We start from the raw sequence: 19,686 nt of genomic DNA on the forward strand, positions 1-19,686 counted from the left end.
GGGAGCCGAACAGCGTGGGCTACGCCGCCGCCGGCACGCCGCTGTGAAAGCGGAACTCGGCCTCCGGACGAAGGATCAGCGCCGCTTCCGCCTCGCCGAGCTGGCGGACCCGTTCGCTGATATCTTCTCCGGCAATCTTCTGCGCCAGATCCAGGTAGTCCTGATAGTGACGCGCTTCCGAGCGCAGCAGCGACAGATAGAACTTCTGCAGATCGTCGTCCAGCCACGGCGCCAGCGCCGCAAAGCGCTCGCAGGAGCGGGCCTCGATATAGGCGCCGCAGATAAGCTTATCGATCAGCATCACCGGCTCATGTGAGCGCACCTCCCGTCGCATGCCGCGGGCATAGTTGCTGGCGGTGATTTTGACGTAGGGGATATCGCGCGCCAGCATCATCTCCCGCACCTGCCAGAAGTGATGCAGCTCCTCTTTAATCAGCAAAATCATGCTGTCCAGCAGTTGACGGCCCCACGGGTCGTCGGTCTGCGGCATGGCGCTTTTGTTGATCCGCTTATGCAGGGCGACAAAATCCGGCTCTGGCCCCCGGCGGTAGGTGAAGTCTTCATACGGCTTCAGGCAGGCCAGCAGCTCGTCGGCGTCGGCTTTATCCGCGACGTAGCGACGCACCAGCAGCATGGCGTTCTGCGCCGCTTTCAGTTCGCACACCATATGGTCGGTCAGCAGCAGCGGCAGGTTTTCCGGCTTGCGGGCTTCGTCAATCCACGCCTGCGGCGTCGGGCAGTGCAGGAAGTTGATAATCGGGGAGAGTATCTGCGGGTAATCCATGGAGGTTCCTTGCTATACGGCGGCTGGCGCCGCCGTATCATCTACATCTTCTGCGACTTAGTGACGAACACCATCGTCGTCTTCATCGACAAAATCTTCGTCATCCTCGCCGTCTTCTTCACCGTTCGGGTCCTCATAGTAGGTGCCCCAACCGTCATACTCGACGTCAAATTTTTCTGCCAGCGTCATCAGCTGTTCCACCTGGGCATCGATCAGTTCTGCGTTCAGGGCGCATTCGCTCAGAATATCGCAGCAGATGACCACTTCACCCTCTTCCACTTCCAGCTCTTCGGGCTCGGTCACTTCGTAGCCCAGCTTAAACGCTTCCACCGCCACTTTCTCCAGGGTTTCGAAATCGTCTGCAGAGAGGTGATGCTCAATCGTGTACAGTGCGTCCGGATCGCTGCCATCTTCCAGCAGCTCTTCGATAATCAGACGCGTCTCTTCACGCTGTTCTTCCAGGTGTTCCGGGTTTGCCATGGCTCGTTCCTCATAATGTGCGGCAGTTATCCCTATTGTCACATACCGCCGTCATTGCCTCCACTTCTCAGTGAAAGATTTCGATCACAGACTTGCAAATGAATATTCATACATATAAATTGAATTTTAATTCAATTAGTGGCCTATGCCAGGTGAGGGAACCATGTCTGCGTTTTACCAGAAGCATTTTTTAAAGTTACTCGATTTTACGCCTGCAGAAATCACCGCCCTGCTCGAGCTGGCGGCAAAGCTGAAAGCCGATAAGAAAAACGGTATCGAAGTCCAGAAACTGGCAGGGAAAAACATCGCGCTCATCTTCGAAAAAGACTCAACCCGTACACGATGCTCTTTCGAAGTTGCCGCATACGATCAGGGCGCCCGCGTGACCTACCTGGGGCCCAGCGGCAGCCAGATTGGCCATAAAGAGTCGATCAAGGACACCGCCCGCGTGCTCGGACGGATGTACGACGGCATTCAGTACCGCGGCCACGGCCAGGAAGTGGTGGAGACCCTGGCGCAATACGCCGGCGTGCCAGTGTGGAACGGCCTCACCAACGAGTTCCACCCTACCCAGCTGCTGGCGGACCTGCTGACCATGAAAGAGCACCTGCCGGGCAAAGCCTTTAACCAGATGACGCTGGTCTACGCCGGCGACGCGCGCAACAACATGGGTAATTCGATGCTGGAAGCCGCGGCGCTGACCGGTCTGGATCTGCGCCTGGTGGCGCCCTCGGCCTGCTGGCCGGAGGCCGCGCTGGTGGAAACCTGTACCGCGCTGGCGAAACAGCAGGGCGGTAACATCACCCTGACGGAAGATATCGCCGCGGGGGTGCAAGGCGCCGATTTTATCTATACCGACGTCTGGGTCTCAATGGGCGAGGCGAAGGAAAAATGGGCCGAACGTATCGCCCTGCTGCGCGACTATCAGGTTAACAGTGCGATGCTGGCGCTGACCGGCAACCCGCAGGTCAAATTCCTCCACTGCCTGCCAGCGTTCCATGATGACCAGACCACGCTGGGCAAACAGATGGCTGCCGAATACGGCCTGCACGGCGGCATGGAGGTGACTGACGAGGTGTTTGAGTCGGCGGCAAGCGTGGTCTTCGACCAGGCGGAAAACCGGATGCACACCATCAAAGCGGTGATGGTGGCGACGCTGAGCAAATAGTCCTTCGCTCGCCGTCAAATCCCGGATCGCTTGGCGCGTATCCGGGATACCGCTCGTCAGGACGCTTTGTCACGCCATCAGCATCTTCACCACCGCTTTGCGCACCTTCGCCGGGGCGCCCACGGTGCACAGCGGTTTATGCACTTCGCCGGGATAAAACACCACAAAGTCCCCTTCGTTAAGAATCACCGTTTGCTCCTGCGCCCCCTCCGCCAGGAAAGCGATGTCTTTCTCCGCCAGCCAGTCGGTCTGCGGCTCTCCTGCCGGCAGGGTGCTGAAGGTCATCCCCTCGCTGCCGCGGAGCACAATCTGGATATCGAGATAGCGGGCATGATATTCCGCGCGACGCGCGGCCTGCGGCTCGGTGGTGTCCTCGGAAATCAGATAAAACAGGTTGTTGCCGTCGATATCATGTTTACCCAGCGGCGTCGCCTCGCTGACATGGGCGATAACGTGTTCGATAGCCTCGCGCAGCGCGGCAGGCAGCCATGGCTGCAGATGGTGGATATTGCCAATAATCATCGCTTACCTCGAATATAAAACAACATTTCATTTTTGCGTTTTATACCCCCATCGTCGCTGCCATACCAGTGCAGTTTCACGGTTCTTTGCGCTGGCGCACTTTTCTGCAGGCAAACGATTACCTGTTTGTGAATGAATCGCTTGATCGTCATAACGGTCTGCGTATAATGCCAGTCGTTTTGCCGGGAGGAAGCATGGCCAATTGCGTACGACATTCTGTCTTAGCGCGTCTCAATGCAGACGCTGGCCTGCCGTTTTTCTTTCCGTTGCTCATTGGATTCCCGAAGCCCCTTATTTAAGGGGCTTTTTTTTTGCCCAGGCGTCAGGAGATAAGCATGGCTAACCCGCTATATCAAAAACATATCATTTCCATAAACGATCTCAGCCGCGAAGACCTCGAACTGGTGCTGGCGACGGCGGCAAAGCTGAAAGCTAATCCACAACCCGAGCTGCTGAAGCATAAGGTTATCGCCAGCTGTTTCTTTGAAGCCTCGACCCGCACCCGCCTCTCTTTTGAAACCTCGATGCACCGCCTGGGGGCCAGCGTGGTCGGCTTCTCCGACAGCGCCAACACCTCGCTGGGCAAAAAAGGGGAAACGCTGGCGGATACCATCTCCGTCATCAGCACCTACGTTGACGCCATCGTGATGCGTCATCCGCAGGAGGGCGCCGCCCGTCTGGCGACCGAATTCTCCGGCGGCGTGCCGGTACTGAACGCCGGCGACGGCGCCAACCAGCACCCGACCCAGACCCTGCTCGACCTGTTCACCATTCAGGAGACCCAGGGCCGCCTCGAAAACCTCAACGTGGCGATGGTCGGCGATCTGAAGTATGGCCGTACCGTCCACTCCCTGACCCAGGCGCTGGCCAAATTCAGCGGCAACCGCTTCTACTTTATCGCCCCGGACGCGCTGGCCATGCCGCAGTACATCCTCGATATGCTGGATGAAAAAGGTATCGCCTGGAGCCTGCATAGCGCCATCGACGACGTGATGGCGGAAGTGGATATTCTCTACATGACCCGCGTGCAGAAAGAGCGTCTGGATCCGTCGGAATACGCCAACGTCAAAGCGCAGTTCGTCCTGCGCGCCGCCGACCTCGAAGGGGCACGCGCCAATATGAAGGTGCTGCACCCGCTGCCGCGCATTGACGAAATCACCACCGATGTCGATAAAACGCCGCACGCCTGGTACTTCCAGCAGGCCGGTAACGGCATCTTCGCCCGCCAGGCGTTACTGGCACTGGTACTGAATAGCGAGCTGGCACTGTAAGGGGAAATGAGAGATGACACACGACAATAAACTGCAGGTAGAAGCGATCAAACGCGGCACCGTGATCGACCACATTCCGGCGCAGGTCGGCTTTAAGCTGCTCACCCTGTTCAAACTGACCGAAACCGACCAGCGCATCACCATCGGCCTGAACCTGCCCTCCGGCGAGATGGGCCGCAAAGATTTGATTAAAATCGAGAACACCTTCCTGACCGACGAGCAGGTTAACCAGCTGTCGCTGTACGCCCCGCAGGCGACGGTAAACCGCATTGATGATTACGAAGTGGTGGGCAAATCCCGCCCGAGCCTGCCGGATCGCATCGACAGCGTGCTGGTGTGCCCGAACAGCAACTGTATCAGCCACGCCGAACCGGTTTCTTCCAGTTTTGCAGTGAAAAAACGCGCTGATGACATCGCACTCAAATGTAAATACTGCGAAAAAGAGTTTTCTCATTATGTGGTGCTGGCCAACTAAATGCGGTTGGTATTGGTGGTAGGCCTCCCTATAATGGCTACCACCCTACGCTTCGTCCTTCAGGCGGCGTCTGCGCCCGGCGGCACAGCGCTTACCGCCTGGCGGCCACCTGAATGATTTTGCGTAACATTACTCAGTTCATCTGGAGATAACATGAGCAAAACTATTGCGACGGAAAATGCACCAGCAGCGATTGGCCCCTACGTTCAGGGCGTTGACCTGGGCAGCATGATCATCACCTCTGGCCAGATCCCGGTCGACCCGAAAACCGGCAGCGTTCCGGAAGACGTATCCGCGCAGGCGCGCCAGTCGCTGAACAACGTGAAAGCCATCGTTGAAGCCGCAGGCCTCACCGTCGGCGATATCGTCAAGACCACCGTTTTCGTCAAAGATCTCAACGATTTCGCTACCGTTAACGCCACATACGAAGCGTTCTTCACTGAGCACAACGCCACCTTCCCGGCGCGCTCCTGCGTTGAAGTGGCGCGTCTGCCGAAAGACGTGAAGATCGAGATCGAAGCCATCGCCGTGCGTCGCTGATCGCGAACTCCGGCATGAAAAAAGGCAGCCCGCAGGCTGCCTTTTTTACGTGGGTCATCCGCAGACCTTCCCCTCACTGCCAGCCGTAGCGGCGGCTGTAGAAGCCTTTGACCGTTTGGGTCAACACCATATAGCCCGCCAGGATCGCCACCAGCCATGGGAAGTAGCTCAGCGGCAGGGCCTGCAGCTGCAGATAGCCCGCCAGCGGCGAGAACGGCAGCGCGATCCCCACCGCCATCACCACCAGGGTCATGGCGAACAGCGGCCAGGCGGCGCGGCTCTGGACGAACGGAATGCGCCGGGTGCGGATCATGTGCACGATCAGCGTTTGCGACAACAGCCCTTCAATAAACCAGCCGGACTGGAACAGGGTCTGCATCTCCACGGTATTGGCGTGGAACACCCACCACATCAGGCCGAAGGTGAGGATGTCGAAAATCGAGCTGATCGGGCCGAAGAAGACCATAAAGCGTCCGAGGTCGGCCGGGTTCCAGCGCTGCGGCTTGCGGATCTGTTCATCGTCGACATTATCGAACGGGATCGCCACCTGGGAGACATCGTACAGCAGGTTCTGAATCAACAGGTGCAGCGGCAGCATCGGCAGAAACGGCAGGAAGGCGCTGGCCACCAGCACGCTGAAGACATTGCCGAAGTTGGAGCTGGCGGTCATTTTGATGTACTTAAGCATGTTGGCGAAAGTGCGGCGGCCTTCGATCACCCCCTCCTCCAGCACCATCAGGCTTTTCTCCAGCAGAATGATATCCGCCGCCTCGCGGGCGATATCCACCGCGCCGTCGACCGAGATGCCGATGTCCGCCGCGCGCAGCGCCGGGGCGTCGTTGATGCCGTCGCCCATAAAGCCCACCACGTGGCCTTCGCGTTTCAGCAGCGTCACGATGCGCTCCTTATGCAGCGGCGCCAGGCGGGCGAAGAGCGTGGTGCGTTTCGCCAGCGCCGCCAGCTCGTCGTCGCTCATGGCTTCAATCTGGCTGCCAATCACCACTTCGCCGGCATCCAGCCCCACTTCATGGCACACCTTCGCCGCCACCAGCTCGCTGTCGCCGGTGAGGATCTTCACCGTGATGCCGCTGGCTTTTAACGCTTTCAGCGCCGGGGCGGTGGTCTCTTTCGGCGGATCGAGGAAGGCGATGTAGCCTTCAAGGATCAGGTCCGACTCATCGGCGCGCTGGTAGTCGCCTTCGCGGGCCGGCAGGTACCTGGTCGCCACCGCCACCACCCGCAGCCCCTGCCGGTTGAGGGTGTCAGTGACCCGGCGAATGCGGCGCAGCATGGTGTCGTCCAGCGGCACGATATCGCCGTTGTAGCGCACCTGGGTTGAGACGTTGAGGATCTCCTGCAGCGCCCCTTTGCAGATCAGCTGATGCGCGGCGTCCTCCTCTTTCACCACCACCGACATGCGGCGGCGTTCGAAATCGAAGGGGATCTCATCCACTTTCTGCCAGCGCGCCGCCAGCCCGCGGGCGGCCTCCAGTTCAACGCCCTCCAGCACCGCGGTGTCGAGCAGATTTTTCAACCCGGTCTGGTAGTGGCTGTTCAGCCAGGCGGCATGCAGTACGCGCTCGCTGACCTTGCCGGAGACGTCGGTATGGTTCTCCAGCACAATCTTATCCTGAGTCAGGGTGCCGGTTTTATCGGTGCAGAGGATGTCCATCGCGCCAAAGTTCTGAATGGCGTCGAGGTGCTTCACGATGACCTTTTGCTTCGACAGCTTTACCGCCCCGCGCGCCAGCGTCGAGGTGACGATCATCGGCAGCATCTCCGGCGTCAGGCCGACCGCCACCGACAGCGCGAACAGCGCCGCCTCCCACCAGTCGCCTTTGGTATAGCCATTGATCAGCAGCACCACCGGGGCCATCACCAGCATAAAGCGGATCAGCAGCATACTCACCCGGCTGATGCCTTTCTGGAAGGCGTTCGGCTCGCTCTCCTGCTCGCTGACGCGGCCGGCCAGTTGACCAAACCAGGTGTGGCCGCCGGTGGCGAAGACGATGGCTTGCGCCGAGCCGCTCACCACGTTGGTGCCCATAAAGCACAGGGTGTCGCACTCCAGCGGGTTCTGCTGCAGCGGATCGCGGCTGTGGGCCACTTTCTCCACCGGCAGCGATTCGCCGGTCAGCGAGGCCTGGGCGACGAACAGATCCCGCGCCTGCAGGATACGCAGGTCCGCCGGGATCATGTCCCCCGCCGACAGCCGGATGATGTCGCCCGGCACCAGCTGGTCGATAGGCAGCTCCAGCCAGCGGCTCTCCCCCTGCTCGTTGACCACCCGCAGCACGGTGGCGGTATTGCTCACCATCGCCTTCAGCGCATCCGCCGCTTTGGTCGAGCGCGCCTCCTGGATGAAGTTGAGCAGCGTCGAGATCCCCACCATCAGGGCGATCACCCCGGCGGCGAACAGATCTTCGGTGGAATAGGAGACGATGCCGAGCACCGTCAGCAGCAGATTGAACGGGTTGCGGTAGCAGGTCCACAGATGCACCCACCACGGCGAGGGCTTCTGCGCCGGGATCTGGTTGTCGCCGTGTTTGAGGATTTTCGCCGCCACTTCGCCTTCATTGAGCCCTTCAGGGTGGCTGTCAAAGGCGCGCCAGATCTCCTGGTCGTCCATCGCCGCCACGTCCAGGCACTGTTTGCCCAGCGACTCAGGAATGGGGCCGCTCGCCAGATGGCGGGCGTCCGGCAGCGGATCGCGCTGGACTAAACGGCGTGGCAGATGGCGGCTAAGCTGTGCGAACAGCTGCCGGGTATAATTTTTCAGCATAAACAGTCCCTCCGCGCTCGCGCAAGCGAACGCAGCGTTGCCGACGGGCGTAGCAAAACCTACCTGTCAGGCATGTTATTTTTATGGCAGGGACATCAAGGACGTCACTGCTTTACGCTTTCCGGTAAAGCAGTGTTAAACAGGCTTACCGGAAAGAAAGGTTGCTCCATCGAGGATGAGGAGTGGGATCGGGGTCCATAACTATCTCCGGTAATTGAATATAAACGGCGCGGATTATAGCGCCCTCGTTGAGGATTGTGTGGCAATAATGGCGATGATAAACCCGCGCAACTAAACCGAACGTAAACCAGACTTTGCTCATTGCGGTTTGGTTGAGTAGCATTAGGCTCACTTCTACCCACCCTGACGAGAATTCCGCATGCAGAACCGGCTGACCATCAAAGATATCGCGCGCTTAAGCGGCGTAGGGAAATCAACGGTATCCCGCGTCCTCAACAACGAGAGCGGGGTCAGCGAACGGACCCGCGAGCGCGTCGAAGCGGTGATGCAGCAGCACGGTTTCTCGCCCTCCCGCTCCGCCCGCGCCATGCGCGGCCAGAGCGATAAAGTGGTGGCGATTATCGTCACCCGTCTCGATTCGCTGTCGGAAAACCTCGCCGTGCAGACCATGCTGCCCGCCTTTTATGAGCAGGGTTACGACCCGATTATGATGGAGAGTCAGTTCTCCCCTGGGCTGGTGGAGGAGCATCTCGGCATGCTCGCCCGGCGTAATATTGACGGCGTGGTGCTGTTCGGTTTTACCGGCATCGACGAGGCGATGCTCGCTCCCTGGCGCGACACCCTGGTGCTGATGGCCCGCGACGCCCCCGGCTTCGCCTCGGTGTGCTATGACGACGAGGGGGCCATCACGCTGCTGATGCAGCGGCTCTACGAGCGCGGACATCGCCACATCAGCTTCCTTGGCGTACCGCACAGCGACGTCACCACCGGCGAACGCCGCCATCTCGCCTACCTCGCCTTCTGTAAAAAGCATCGCCTGACGCCCACCGCCGCCCTGCCGGGGCTGGGCATGAAGCAGGGGTATGACACCGTCGCCAGCGTGCTGACGGCCGAGACCAGCGCCCTGGTCTGCGCCACCGATACCCTCGCCCTCGGCGCCAGCAAATATCTCCAGCAGCAGGGCCGCGATGCGCTGCAGCTCGCCAGCGTCGGCAGCACGCCGCTGATGAAGTTTCTCCACCCGGAAATATTGACCGTCGATCCTGGCTATGCCGAGTCCGGACGCCGGGCCGCCCGGCAGTTGATCGAGCAGATCGCCGGCAGCGTCGATCCCCGCCAGATCGTCATTCCCGCCGCCCTCAATTAATCTCGTTCGGGCGATTTATGTGATCGTCGCCGGGTTTCGGGAACGTTCCCATTTTGCAAATCAAGCGGAACGGTTAGGATGCCCTCAAGGTAAAAACGGCATCTCTCCCCTCTGTTTTTGAGGCTTCATCATGAGCAAAGTAAACCAGCAGGACATCGATAAACTGATCGAACTGGTCGGCGGGCGCGGCAATATCGCCACCGTCAGCCACTGTATTACCCGTTTGCGCTTTGTGCTGAACGACCCGGCCATCGCCAGACCAAAAGAGATTGAGCAGCTGCGCATGGTGAAGGGATGCTTCACTAACGCCGGTCAGTTCCAGGTGGTCATCGGCACCGAGGTGGGTGATTACTACAAGGCCCTGCTGGCGACCACCGGTCAGACTTCCGCCGATAAAGAGCAGGTCAAACAGGCCGCGCGGCAAAATATGAAGTGGCATGAACAGCTGATCTCGCACTTCGCCGAGATCTTCTTCCCGCTGCTGCCGGCGCTGATCAGCGGCGGTCTGATCCTTGGTTTCCGCAACGTCATCGGCGACTTACCCATGAGCAACGGCCAGACGCTGGCCCAGATGCACCCGTCGCTGAAAACCATCTATGACTTCCTGTGGCTGATTGGCGAGGCGATCTTCTTCTATCTGCCGGTGGGGATCTGCTGGTCGGCGGTGAAGAAGATGGGCGGTACGCCGATCCTTGGGATCGTCCTGGGCGTGACCCTGGTGTCTCCGCAGCTGATGAACGCCTATCTCCTCGGCCAGCAGGTGCCGGAGGTGTGGAACTTCGGCCTGTTTACCATTGCTAAAGTCGGCTACCAGGCGCAGGTCATCCCGGCCCTGCTGGCGGGCCTGACCTTAGGCTTTATCGAGACGCGCCTCAAGCGCATTGTGCCTGACTACCTCTATCTGGTCATTGTGCCGGTCTGCTCGCTGATCCTCGCGGTATTCCTCGCGCATGCCATTATCGGTCCGTTCGGCCGCCTGATCGGCGACGGCGTGGCCTTCGCAGTGCGCCATCTGTTAACCGGCAGCTTCGCGCCGATCGGCGCCGCGCTGTTTGGCTTCCTCTACGCGCCGCTGGTGATTACCGGCGTCCATCAGACCACCCTCGCCATCGATATGCAGATGATCCAGAGCATGGGCGGGACCCCGGTGTGGCCGCTGATTGCGCTGTCCAACATTGCCCAGGCGTCGGCGGTGGTCGGCATCATCATCGCCAGCCGCAAGCAGAATGAACGTGAAATCTCAGTACCGGCGGCGATCTCCGCCTATCTCGGGGTCACCGAGCCGGCAATGTACGGTATCAACCTGAAGTACCGCTTCCCAATGCTGTGCGCGATGATCGGCTCCGGCCTCGCCGGCCTGCTGTGCGGCCTGAACGGCGTGCTGGCGAACGGCATCGGCGTCGGCGGCCTGCCGGGGATCCTCTCCATCCAGCCGAGCTACTGGCAGGTGTACGCCATGGCGATGGCCATCGCGGTGGTGGTGCCGATTATCCTCACCACCGTGGTGTATCAGCGCAAGTACCGTCAGGGCACCTTGCAGATTGTCTAACTTCTTCTTTCGGGGCGCCTTTGGCGCCCCTCGTTGCAGCAGGAAAGTACTATGAATCATCTCCCCCACTGGTGGCAAAACGGCGTTATTTATCAAATCTATCCGAAGAGTTTTCAGGATACCACCGGCAGCGGCACCGGCGACCTGCGCGGCGTCACCTCCCGCCTCGACTATCTGCAAAAGCTTGGGGTCGACGCCATCTGGCTGACGCCGTTCTACGTTTCACCGCAGGTGGATAACGGCTACGACGTGGCAAACTACACCGCCATCGATCCCTCCTACGGCACGATGGCCGATTTTGACGCCCTGGTGGCGGAAGCGAAGGCCCGCGGGATCCGCATCGTGCTGGATATGGTGCTGAACCATACCTCGACCGAACACGAGTGGTTCCGTCAGTCGCTGAATAAGGAGAGCCCCTACCGTCAGTTCTATATCTGGCGCGACGGCGAACCGGACGCCCTGCCGAACAACTGGCGCTCCAAGTTTGGCGGCAACGCCTGGCAGTGGCATGCCGACAGCGGTCAGTATTATCTGCACCTGTTCGCTATTGAGCAGGCGGATCTCAACTGGGAGAACCCGGCGGTGCGCGCCGAGCTGAAAAAGGTCTGCGAATTCTGGGCCGACCGCGGCGTCGACGGCCTGCGCCTCGACGTGGTCAACCTGATCTCGAAAGATCAGGCCTTTCCCTGCGATGCGGACGGGGATGGTCGCCGCTTCTACACCGACGGCCCGCGGGTGCATGAGTTCCTGCAGGAGATGAGCCGCGATGTCTTCACGCCGCGTCATCTGATGACCGTCGGCGAGATGTCTTCCACCTCGCTGGAACACTGCCAGCAGTACGCCGCGCTGGACGGCCGCGAGCTGTCGATGACCTTTAACTTCCACCATTTAAAAGTCGATTATCCCGGTGGGGAGAAGTGGACCCTCGCCCGCCCGGACTATGTGGCGCTGAAGGCGCTGTTCCGCCACTGGCAGCAGGGGATGCACAACCGGGCGTGGAACGCGCTGTTCTGGTGTAATCACGATCAGCCGCGCATCGTCTCGCGCTTTGGCGACGAAGGCGAGTACCGGGTGCCGGCGGCGAAGATGCTGGCGATGGTGCTGCACGGCATGCAGGGCACGCCCTATATTTATCAGGGCGAAGAGATCGGTATGACCAATCCGCACTTCAACAGCATCAGCGATTATCGCGACGTCGAGAGCCACAATATGTTTATCGAACGTGCGGCGCAGGGGCAAAGTCCGGACGAACTGCTGGCGATCCTTGCCAGCAAGTCGCGCGACAACAGCCGCACGCCGATGCCGTGGCATGGTGGCGAGAACGGTGGCTTTAGCGATGGCGAACCGTGGATCGGCCTTGGCGATAACTACCGGGAGATCAACGTCGAGGCGGCGCTGGCGGACCCTGATTCGGTGTTTTATGCCTATCAGCAGCTGATTACGCTGCGTAAAACCCTGCCGCTGCTGACCTGGGGCGATTATCAGGATCTCCTGCCTGACCATCCGTCGCTGTGGTGCTATCGCCGTCAGTGGCAGGGACAAACGCTGGTGGTCGCCGCCAACCTGAGCCGCGACCTGCAGGCCTGGCAGCCTGAGGACGCCCCGGGCGAGTGGAAGATGATCATCAGCAACTATGCCGAGACCACCCCGCGCCCGACCGGGCTGACGCTGCGGCCGTTCGAAGCGGTATGGTGGCTGCAGGCGTAAGGTGTCCCCTGCCCTCCCGAAATGAGAAGGTCATGCCTGGCGCCGGTGGCGAACGCCAGGCATTTTTGCTTATTTTCCAGCCAGATAAATTTACATTTATCGCCAGCGCCCATCATCCGTACTCTCACCTTTTTACCTTGTTCTGGGTCAATAAAATCGCAAACATCTTTGATGCAAATCACTACATATAGAACTTAAAATGCGCCCCGGCCCTACATGTTGTATTAATCGTCTATTATGTCACCATATCTTGTCGATGTCTGGCGGTGATGAGATGTGGATAAAACGGGCCGGATCTGAAGGCAAACAGCACGAGCCGTAGCGTACAGCGCCTTCGGGATAACCTCCGCCTCTGTGGATAACCTGTTCTATATATGGAGTGATCATGACACCGCATGTGATGAAACGTGATGGCTGTAAAGTGCCGTTCAAGTCAGAGCGCATTCAGGAAGCAATTCTGCGTGCAGCTAAAGCAGCGGGAGTCGATGACGCAGACTATTGCGCCACCGTCGCAGAAGTCGTTAGCCAACAAATGCAGGGCCGCGCCCAGGTCGACATCAACGAGATCCAGACCGCGGTGGAAAACCAGCTGATGTCCGGCCCCTATAAGCAGCTGGCGCGCGCCTACATTGAGTATCGCCATGACCGCGATAGCCAGCGTGAGAAGCGCGGCCGCCTCAATCAGGAGATCCGCGGCCTCGTCGAGCAGACCAACTCCGCGCTGCTCAACGAAAACGCCAACAAGGACAGTAAAGTCATCCCGACCCAGCGCGACCTGCTGGCCGGTATCGTCGCCAAGCACTACGCCCGACAGCACCTGCTGCCTCACGATGTGGTGATGGCCCACGAACGCGGCATGATCCACTATCATGACCTCGATTACTCGCCCTTCTTCCCGATGTTTAACTGCATGCTGATCGACCTGAAAGGCATGCTGACCCAGGGCTTTAAGATGGGCAACGCGGAGATCGAGCCGCCGAAGTCTATCTCTACCGCCACCGCGGTGACCGCGCAGATCATCGCCCAGGTCGCCAGCCATATTTACGGCGGCACCACCATCAACCGTATCGATGAAGTGCTGGCGCCGTTCGTCAGCGAAAGCTTTAACAAGCATCGTAAAATCGCCGAAGAGTGGCAGATCCCGGATGCCGAAGGCTATGCCCGCGCCCGTACCGAAAAAGAGTGCTACGACGCCTTCCAGTCGCTGGAGTATGAGGTTAACACGCTGCATACCGCCAACGGCCAGACGCCGTTCGTCACCTTCGGGTTCGGTCTCGGCACCAGCTGGGAATCGCGGCTGATCCAGCAGTCGATTCTGCGCAACCGCATTGCCGGCCTCGGTAAAAACCGTAAGACCGCGGTGTTCCCGAAACTGGTGTTCGCGATCCGTGACGGCCTGAACCATAAGTTCGGCGACCCGAACTACGACATCAAACAGCTGGCGCTGGAGTGCGCCAGCAAGCGCATGTACCCGGATATCCTCAACTACGACCAGGTGGTGAAGGTTACCGGGTCGTTCAAAACGCCGATGGGCTGCCGCAGCTTCCTCGGGGTGTGGGAAAACGAGAACGGCGAGCAGGTACACGATGGGCGCAATAACCTCGGCGTCATCAGCCTCAACCTGCCGCGCATCGCCCTGGAAGCGAAAGGCGACGAAGCCGCCTTCTGGGCGCTGCTGGACGAGCGCCTGCAGCTGGCGCGCAAAGCGCTGATGACCCGCATTGCCCGCCTGGAAGGGGTAAAAGCGCGCGTGGCGCCGATCCTCTATATGGAAGGGGCCTGCGGCGTACGGCTGAAAGCCGACGACGACGTCGCCGAGATCTTTAAAAACGGCCGGGCGTCGATTTCGCTGGGCTATATCGGTATCCATGAAACTATCAATGCGCTGTACGGCAACCAGCATATGTACGACAGCGAGGCGCTGCGCGAGAAGGGTGTGGCCATCGTCCAGCGCCTGCGCGACGCCGTCGATTTGTGGAAAGAAGAGACCGGCTACGGCTTTAGCCTGTACAGCACGCCGAGCGAAAACCTGTGCGACCGCTTCTGCCGTCTCGACACCGCCGAGTTTGGCGTGGTGGAGGGCGTGACCGACAAAGGTTACTACACCAACAGCTTCCACCTCGACGTGGAGAAGAAGGTCAACCCGTACGACAAGATCGATTTTGAAGCGCCGTATCCGCCGCTGGCTAACGGGGGCTTCATTTGCTACGGCGAATACCCAAACATCCAGCACAACCTGAAGGCGCTGGAAGACGTATGGGATTACAGCTATCAGCATGTGCCGTACTACGGCACTAACACGCCGATCGATGAGTGCTACGAGTGCGGTTTCACCGGCGAGTTCGAGTGCACCAGCAAGGGCTTTACCTGCCCGAAATGCGGTAACCACGACGCCTCCCGCGTTTCCGTTACCCGTCGGGTGTGCGGCTACCTCGGCAGTCCGGACGCGCGTCCGTTCAACGCCGGCAAGCAGGAAGAAGTGAAGCGCCGCGTGAAGCACCTGGGCAACGGGCAGATCGGTTAATTCCAGCTGGTTTAGCCCCTCCCCCCTCTCCCCAACGGGGAGAAGGGACCGGCTCCGTAGCCGTTTGGCCACTAAGGCGCCGTTCCCGGATCGCGGCGCAAAGCGCCTTATCCGGGCTACAACCGCGTATGCGGCTTTTCGTAGCCCGGGCGAGCGCAGCGACGCCGGGAGCCGTTCCCTTTACAAATGCACAGCACCTCCGTTTTCGCAAAGCCATTAGCGTCAGAGCAAGGCGGCAAACGAGGGAATCCCAAACAGCCAGGTGGGTTTCCTCAAATCAGTTGGCGCTGTAGCAAGGCGGCAAACGAGTAAGTCCCGGGGAGCTTACTGGAGTAAGTGACCCGGGCGAGCGCAGCCAACGCCGCTACATCGGCAAATGAGAAGAGGAAACAATGAATTACCATCAATACTACCCGGTAGATATTGTCAACGGCCCCGGCACCCGCTGCACCCTGTTTGTTTCCGGCTGCGTCCATGAGTGCCCCGGCTGCTACAACAAAAGCACCTGGCGGGTGAACTCCGGCATGCCGTTTACCGCCGAGATGGCCGACCGCATCATTGCCGATCTCAACGATACCCGCATCAAACGCCAGGGGATTTCACTCTCCGGCGGCGATCCGCTGCATCCGCAGAACGTCGCGGAGATCCTCAAACTGGTTCAGCGCGTGCGTGCCGAATGCCCCGGCAAAGATATCTGGGTCTGGACCGGCTATAAACTGGATGAGCTGAATGAGGCGCAGATGCAGGTGGTGAACCTGATCAACGTGCTGGTCGACGGTAAGTTTGTGCAGGATTTAAAAGACCCGGCGCTGATCTGGCGCGGCAGCAGCAACCAGGTGGTACATCATTTGCGATAGCGTTTAGAGCCGTTTATTCGCCTGATGATAAACGGCCGCTTTCTCTCTTTTGCCAATGGCAATAACGTAAACCACCACCACACTATCCCGTACTTGATACACCAACCGATAACCTGACGCCTTAAGCTTGATTTTGTAGCAATCCGGTTAATCACTCAGACTGGCCGATGCAATTCGCGGATTCTGCACAACCTGCTGGAGCTTATTTTTGAACTGTTTTTTGATCGTCTCGCCAAGCTTCTGCCATTCGCGCCAGGCACGCGGATCAAACGCCAGTTCATAGGTCATCCAGACTCACCTTCACCTCCGGCTGCGGGTTTTCCAGCCGCTCGCGGACGGTGCGTAATAATGCCGCTTCGCTATCGCTGATAGTCATACTTTTCACTGGCATGCGGCCATTTTCCGCAATGTATTGAAACAGCAGGCGCACCGCCTCCGTTGGCGTCATATCGAGTTTCTCCAGCACGGCATAAGCCTCTTTTTTGAGTTTATCGTCCAGTCGAACGTTGAGCGTGGCCATTATGCCTCCAGAAAGGGATATTTTGTAATGCATTATAGCATTACATTTGAATTACACTCGAATCTGGAAAACGCCTCTCAAAACCGGCTGACGCACTCCATCGCCACCGTTTTAAACTCATCGAAGCTGCGGGTCGCGGCGAGGCGGCTCATGGCGCGCTCGCGCAGGAAAGTCACGAAAATATCGTAGATCGCCATCGCCTCTTCATACTCGCGCTTGCTGATAGCGAGCAGGAAGATGATATGGGCGGTTTCATCACCCCAGACGATGCCCTGCGGGGCAATGACGGTATAGACCACCGTCTTTTTCGCCAGTAGCCCCAGGGAGTGCGGCAGCGCAATGCCATCGCCGAGCATGGTGCTGACAATCGCTTCACGCTCCACCACCGAAGCATGAAACTCGGCGTCAACAAAGCCTTCCTCCAGCAGCTGCTGACACAGCTCGGCGAACAGCGTTTGCTGATCCATCGGCGTATCGACTACCCGGAAGTGGGCGGCATCGAAGTACTTATTCAGCATCCATGGACGGGTACGGTCCACCAGCACCAGCTTGCCGATCTGATCCAGTTGATAGTCAGTGGGGAACGGCGCGATGGTCACTACCGGCTTGTCTTTTTCGCTGATCCGCACCGTGGAGATAACAAAATCCGCCTCGATCGCGTCCCGCTGTTCGTATTCGCGCTGGGAAATAGTGGCGGCGATCTCCAGCTGCGGATATTTGCGCTGCAGGATCGCCTCAATCATCCGCACCATCGCATTGCTGGTATCGCACACCAGCAGCACCTGCGGCTGACGCTGGTAGCCGATGTTGTAGTGGCGCTCCAGCCCGACGCCGATATGCAGCACCAGAAAGCCGATTTCGTTTTCGCTGATGGTGTACGGAGTATATTTGCCCCAGCTGGAGACCGCGGCGAGGGTCATATCCCAGGCCATCGGGTAGTGCTGTTTGATGTTATCCAGCAGCGGATTGGGGATCATGATCTGGTAGCGCACGCGGGTGATCATGGTCTTTATGTGGGTCAGCAGATCGGCGTGCAGCTGGGCATCGTCCAGCAGGTTGTAGTTATACTGGCTGTTGATGTAGCGCAGGATGTAGTTGACCAGCGCTTCGTCATCGTCGGCGCTGATGGTTTCCGGGTCCACCTCCTGTACCTGACGGGCGGCGATATGCACGCACAGCCACTCTTCTTCCGCTGGCGATAAAGGTTTTCCGGCCAGCCGCTGTAGCTCTCCCGCCAGATCGTGAGCGGCATCGCGGACGTTCTGCGCCACATCTTCAGCACTAAAATCCGCCAGTGGGTAGCCTTCGCTGACGCGACGCACCACCACCGCCCCGTACAGGCAGATAAAGCGCTCGCCGACGTCGGTGAGACGAATATGGCGGCGCGTGAGCGTCTCCTGCAGCACCGGCTCCAGCAGCGCAGGCACCTCCTCTGCAAAGGCCTCGGCGCCGATCGGCGGCGCGATACCGCCCTGCTGGGTTAGCTCCCACAGCAGGTCGGTGAGGCAGGCGCGAACCGATACCTCGCTACCGAACAGCTTCATGCCGTGGCGCGGGCGGGTTTCAAGGGTTAGCTGATAGCGCTGGAAGCGCTCGCGCACCTCGACCATATCGTTTTGCAGCGTGGCGCGGCTGACGAACCACTCATCCGCCAGGTCTTCCAGCTTGATCGAGAACGCCGACGTCAGAAAACGCACCAGCAGGAAAGTGATGCGATCCTGGGCGGTACGCGGGACATGCTGCGCCTTCGGCGCCGTCTCCTCCAGCGCCTGAAAGCTCGCCGGGTTATCAATTTTCAGCTGATAACCGCTGCCGCGGTTAAGGATAAACTGCGCGCCATACTGCGCCAGTAGCGCATTCAGGGCGGTAATATCGGCGCGCACGGTACGAGTGGAAACCGACAGGCGTTGCGCCAGCTCATCCTGCGGCAGCGTTTCATTCCGCAGCAGGGTGAAGAGTTGCGCTAAGCGTTGGTTGGGAAATCGCATGTCAGTTCCTTGTGGTTACGGCTCAGGGTTGGGCGGAAATCACCATCTGCGATGGGCTGCCGACCGGCGTGTAGTCTGAGACAAAGGTCAATTTGCCATCCTTCGGCGCCACGCTGAAGCGGGTAATATTATCGCTACGCTGGTTCATGACGTACAGCCACTGCCCCTGATTATCCAGGGTCAGCGTGCGAGGGTAATCTCCGCGCGTCCAGATATCCTCCTGGTGGCGCAGGCGGCCGTCGGCCTGCACCGTAAAGTGGGCGATGCTGTTATGCAGACGATTGGCGACGTACAGCTGTTTGCCGTCGTTGCTCAGCGCCAGGCCGGCGGCAAAGCTGGTGCCCTTATACTCTTTCGGCAGCGCGGAGACGGTTTTGCCTTCGCGCAGCAGACCGCTTTGCTGATCCAGATGATAGAAGGTCAGCGTCGACGCTTCCTCGTTAATCAGCCACAGACCGTCGCCCTTTGGCGTGAAGACGAAGTGGCGCGGGCCGGCTCCCGGCGACGAGGCGGCGATAAACGGCGGATCGTTCGGCGTCAGCTTGCCGCTGGCGCTATCCAGCCGATACTGATAGATCCGATCCAGTCCCAGATCGGTGGAGTAAACAAATTTCCCGCTGGGATCGGCGGCGATCATATGGGCGTGCGGGCCATTGTGATCGCTGATGGCGAAGCTGCCCTCGACGGCCGCCGCCGGGCGTTCGGCCCCTGCCGGGCCTTCATCCTGATGCCTGTCCACCGCCTCGCCCAGGCTACCGTCTTCTTTCACCGGTAGCACGGCGATGCTGCCGCTGACGTAGTTGGCCACCAGCAGCTGTTTACCGTTCGGCGTCAGGGAGAGATAAACCGGACCGGCGCCGCCGGAGGCGACCTGATTGAGTGCGGTCAGCTCGCCGTTCTTCTCAATGCGCCACGCCTGCACCACGCCTTTCTCCACCTCGCTGGCGGCATACAGCGTCTTGCCATCGCGCGAGACGGTCAGCTGCGCGGCGTTCGGCAACGAGCTCACCAGCGTCCTGTCACGTAGCGCGCCGGTTTGGCTATCAACGGTAAAGCGGTACAGACCTTCGCCATTGGGATTATAGGTGCCTACCCAGGCATAGTGAGTTTGCGCGGCGGCGGCGGCGGCAAACAGGGACAGTGAAGCGACAAGCAGATGACGAGCGACAGGCATAGCAACTCCTTGATGGTT

20 protein-coding genes and 1 pseudogene are annotated in these 19,686 nt (G+C 59.4%); 12 read left to right on the plus strand and 9 right to left on the minus strand.

The features are described from left to right. Positions 1 to 19: 19 nt before the first annotated feature. The gene (miaE, locus tag AC6CWS_RS18490; RefSeq protein WP_023291769.1) at positions 20 to 784 is read right to left on the minus strand and encodes a tRNA isopentenyl-2-thiomethyl-A-37 hydroxylase MiaE; all 765 of its coding nucleotides are present in this window, start codon (positions 782 to 784) and stop codon (positions 20 to 22) included. Positions 785 to 841: 57 nt separating this feature from the next. Further along, positions 842 to 1,264 carry a ribonuclease E inhibitor RraB gene (gene rraB / locus AC6CWS_RS18495; protein ID WP_023291768.1) on the minus strand — a complete coding sequence of 141 codons (423 nt, stop codon included), beginning with the start codon at positions 1,262 to 1,264 and terminating at the stop codon, positions 842 to 844. A gap of 98 nt (positions 1,265 to 1,362) precedes the next feature. Here rraB and argL point away from each other — a divergent pair, with 98 nt between their 5' ends. Both argL and argF read left to right on the plus strand, forming a co-directional pair. Continuing rightward, the gene (argL, locus tag AC6CWS_RS18500) at positions 1,363 to 1,458 is read left to right on the plus strand and encodes a putative translational regulatory protein ArgL (protein WP_370736902.1); all 96 of its coding nucleotides are present in this window, start codon (positions 1,363 to 1,365) and stop codon (positions 1,456 to 1,458) included. Next, positions 1,428 to 2,432 (plus strand): ornithine carbamoyltransferase, encoded by a 1,005-nt coding sequence (argF, locus tag AC6CWS_RS18505; protein ID WP_032454662.1) that lies wholly within the window; start codon positions 1,428 to 1,430, stop codon positions 2,430 to 2,432. Before argL ends, argF begins: the two co-directional genes overlap by 31 nt. A gap of 69 nt (positions 2,433 to 2,501) precedes the next feature. Here argF and AC6CWS_RS18510 read toward each other — a convergent pair whose 3' ends face one another. Next, the gene (locus AC6CWS_RS18510; RefSeq protein WP_065882698.1) at positions 2,502 to 2,954 is read right to left on the minus strand and encodes a YhcH/YjgK/YiaL family protein; all 453 of its coding nucleotides are present in this window, start codon (positions 2,952 to 2,954) and stop codon (positions 2,502 to 2,504) included. A gap of 194 nt (positions 2,955 to 3,148) precedes the next feature. Here AC6CWS_RS18510 and AC6CWS_RS18515 point away from each other — a divergent pair, with 194 nt between their 5' ends. The 5 genes from AC6CWS_RS18515 (at position 3,149) to ridA (ending at position 5,240) form a co-directional block, all read left to right on the plus strand. Beyond that, complete coding sequence (locus AC6CWS_RS18515) at positions 3,149 to 3,253, plus strand: pyrBI operon leader peptide (RefSeq protein ID WP_002886930.1); 105 nt, start codon at positions 3,149 to 3,151, stop codon at positions 3,251 to 3,253. Then, positions 3,228 to 3,287: a pyrBI operon leader peptide gene (locus AC6CWS_RS18520; protein ID WP_227650304.1), complete on the plus strand. Its 60-nt coding sequence runs from the start codon at positions 3,228 to 3,230 to the stop codon at positions 3,285 to 3,287. Before AC6CWS_RS18515 ends, AC6CWS_RS18520 begins: the two co-directional genes overlap by 26 nt. 2 nt (positions 3,288 to 3,289) lie before the next feature. Beyond that, entirely contained in the window at positions 3,290 to 4,225 is a 936-nt protein-coding gene (gene pyrB, locus AC6CWS_RS18525; protein WP_004206522.1) for an aspartate carbamoyltransferase, read from the plus strand. 13 nt (positions 4,226 to 4,238) lie between these two features. Further along, complete coding sequence (gene pyrI / locus AC6CWS_RS18530) at positions 4,239 to 4,700, plus strand: aspartate carbamoyltransferase regulatory subunit (RefSeq protein WP_002886927.1); 462 nt, start codon at positions 4,239 to 4,241, stop codon at positions 4,698 to 4,700. Between the two features lie 153 nt (positions 4,701 to 4,853). Continuing rightward, positions 4,854 to 5,240, plus strand: coding sequence for a 2-iminobutanoate/2-iminopropanoate deaminase (gene ridA / locus AC6CWS_RS18535; protein ID WP_002886926.1), 387 nt, complete (start codon positions 4,854 to 4,856; stop codon positions 5,238 to 5,240). A 73-nt stretch (positions 5,241 to 5,313) separates the two neighbouring features. Here the strand turns inward: ridA and mgtA are convergent, their stop codons facing one another. Beyond that, entirely contained in the window at positions 5,314 to 8,022 is a 2,709-nt protein-coding gene (gene mgtA, locus AC6CWS_RS18540; protein ID WP_049013636.1) for a magnesium-translocating P-type ATPase, read from the minus strand. 145 nt (positions 8,023 to 8,167) lie between these two features. Beyond that, positions 8,168 to 8,365 (minus strand): mgtA regulatory leader peptide MgtL, encoded by a 198-nt coding sequence (gene mgtL, locus AC6CWS_RS18545; RefSeq protein ID WP_080901601.1) that lies wholly within the window; start codon positions 8,363 to 8,365, stop codon positions 8,168 to 8,170. A gap of 36 nt (positions 8,366 to 8,401) precedes the next feature. Between mgtL and treR the strand changes: the two genes are divergently transcribed. From treR to nrdG, 5 genes are all read left to right on the plus strand, one after another. Then, complete coding sequence (gene treR / locus AC6CWS_RS18550; RefSeq protein WP_004206520.1) at positions 8,402 to 9,349, plus strand: trehalose operon repressor TreR; 948 nt, start codon at positions 8,402 to 8,404, stop codon at positions 9,347 to 9,349. 130 nt (positions 9,350 to 9,479) lie between these two features. Further along, positions 9,480 to 10,898 carry a PTS trehalose transporter subunit IIBC gene (gene treB / locus AC6CWS_RS18555; RefSeq protein WP_023291762.1) on the plus strand — a complete coding sequence of 473 codons (1,419 nt, stop codon included), beginning with the start codon at positions 9,480 to 9,482 and terminating at the stop codon, positions 10,896 to 10,898. A 51-nt stretch (positions 10,899 to 10,949) separates the two neighbouring features. Beyond that, positions 10,950 to 12,605 (plus strand): alpha,alpha-phosphotrehalase, encoded by a 1,656-nt coding sequence (gene treC, locus AC6CWS_RS18560; protein ID WP_044525203.1) that lies wholly within the window; start codon positions 10,950 to 10,952, stop codon positions 12,603 to 12,605. Between the two features lie 385 nt (positions 12,606 to 12,990). Further along, the gene (gene nrdD / locus AC6CWS_RS18565) at positions 12,991 to 15,129 is read left to right on the plus strand and encodes an anaerobic ribonucleoside-triphosphate reductase (RefSeq protein ID WP_065882699.1); all 2,139 of its coding nucleotides are present in this window, start codon (positions 12,991 to 12,993) and stop codon (positions 15,127 to 15,129) included. A 392-nt stretch (positions 15,130 to 15,521) separates the two neighbouring features. After that, positions 15,522 to 15,986, plus strand: a complete 465-nt coding sequence (gene nrdG / locus AC6CWS_RS18570; protein ID WP_012969085.1) for an anaerobic ribonucleoside-triphosphate reductase-activating protein — start codon at positions 15,522 to 15,524, stop codon at positions 15,984 to 15,986. A gap of 3 nt (positions 15,987 to 15,989) precedes the next feature. Here nrdG and AC6CWS_RS18575 read toward each other — a convergent pair. From AC6CWS_RS18575 to AC6CWS_RS18590, 4 genes and pseudogenes are all read right to left on the minus strand, one after another. Then, positions 15,990 to 16,274, minus strand: a pseudogene (locus AC6CWS_RS18575) (type II toxin-antitoxin system RelE family toxin). Further along, entirely contained in the window at positions 16,264 to 16,506 is a 243-nt protein-coding gene (locus AC6CWS_RS18580) for a type II toxin-antitoxin system RelB/DinJ family antitoxin (RefSeq protein ID WP_023291757.1), read from the minus strand. Before AC6CWS_RS18580 ends, AC6CWS_RS18575 begins: the two are co-directional and overlap by 11 nt. A gap of 77 nt (positions 16,507 to 16,583) precedes the next feature. Next, a complete protein-coding gene (locus AC6CWS_RS18585; RefSeq protein ID WP_065882700.1) occupies positions 16,584 to 18,494 on the minus strand; it encodes a BglG family transcription antiterminator in 1,911 nt (636 codons plus the stop codon). Between the two features lie 22 nt (positions 18,495 to 18,516). Then, positions 18,517 to 19,668, minus strand: coding sequence for a lactonase family protein (locus AC6CWS_RS18590; protein WP_023291755.1), 1,152 nt, complete (start codon positions 19,666 to 19,668; stop codon positions 18,517 to 18,519). Positions 19,669 to 19,686: the final 18 nt, after the last annotated feature.

The organism is Klebsiella sp. M041 (assembly GCF_059759695.1).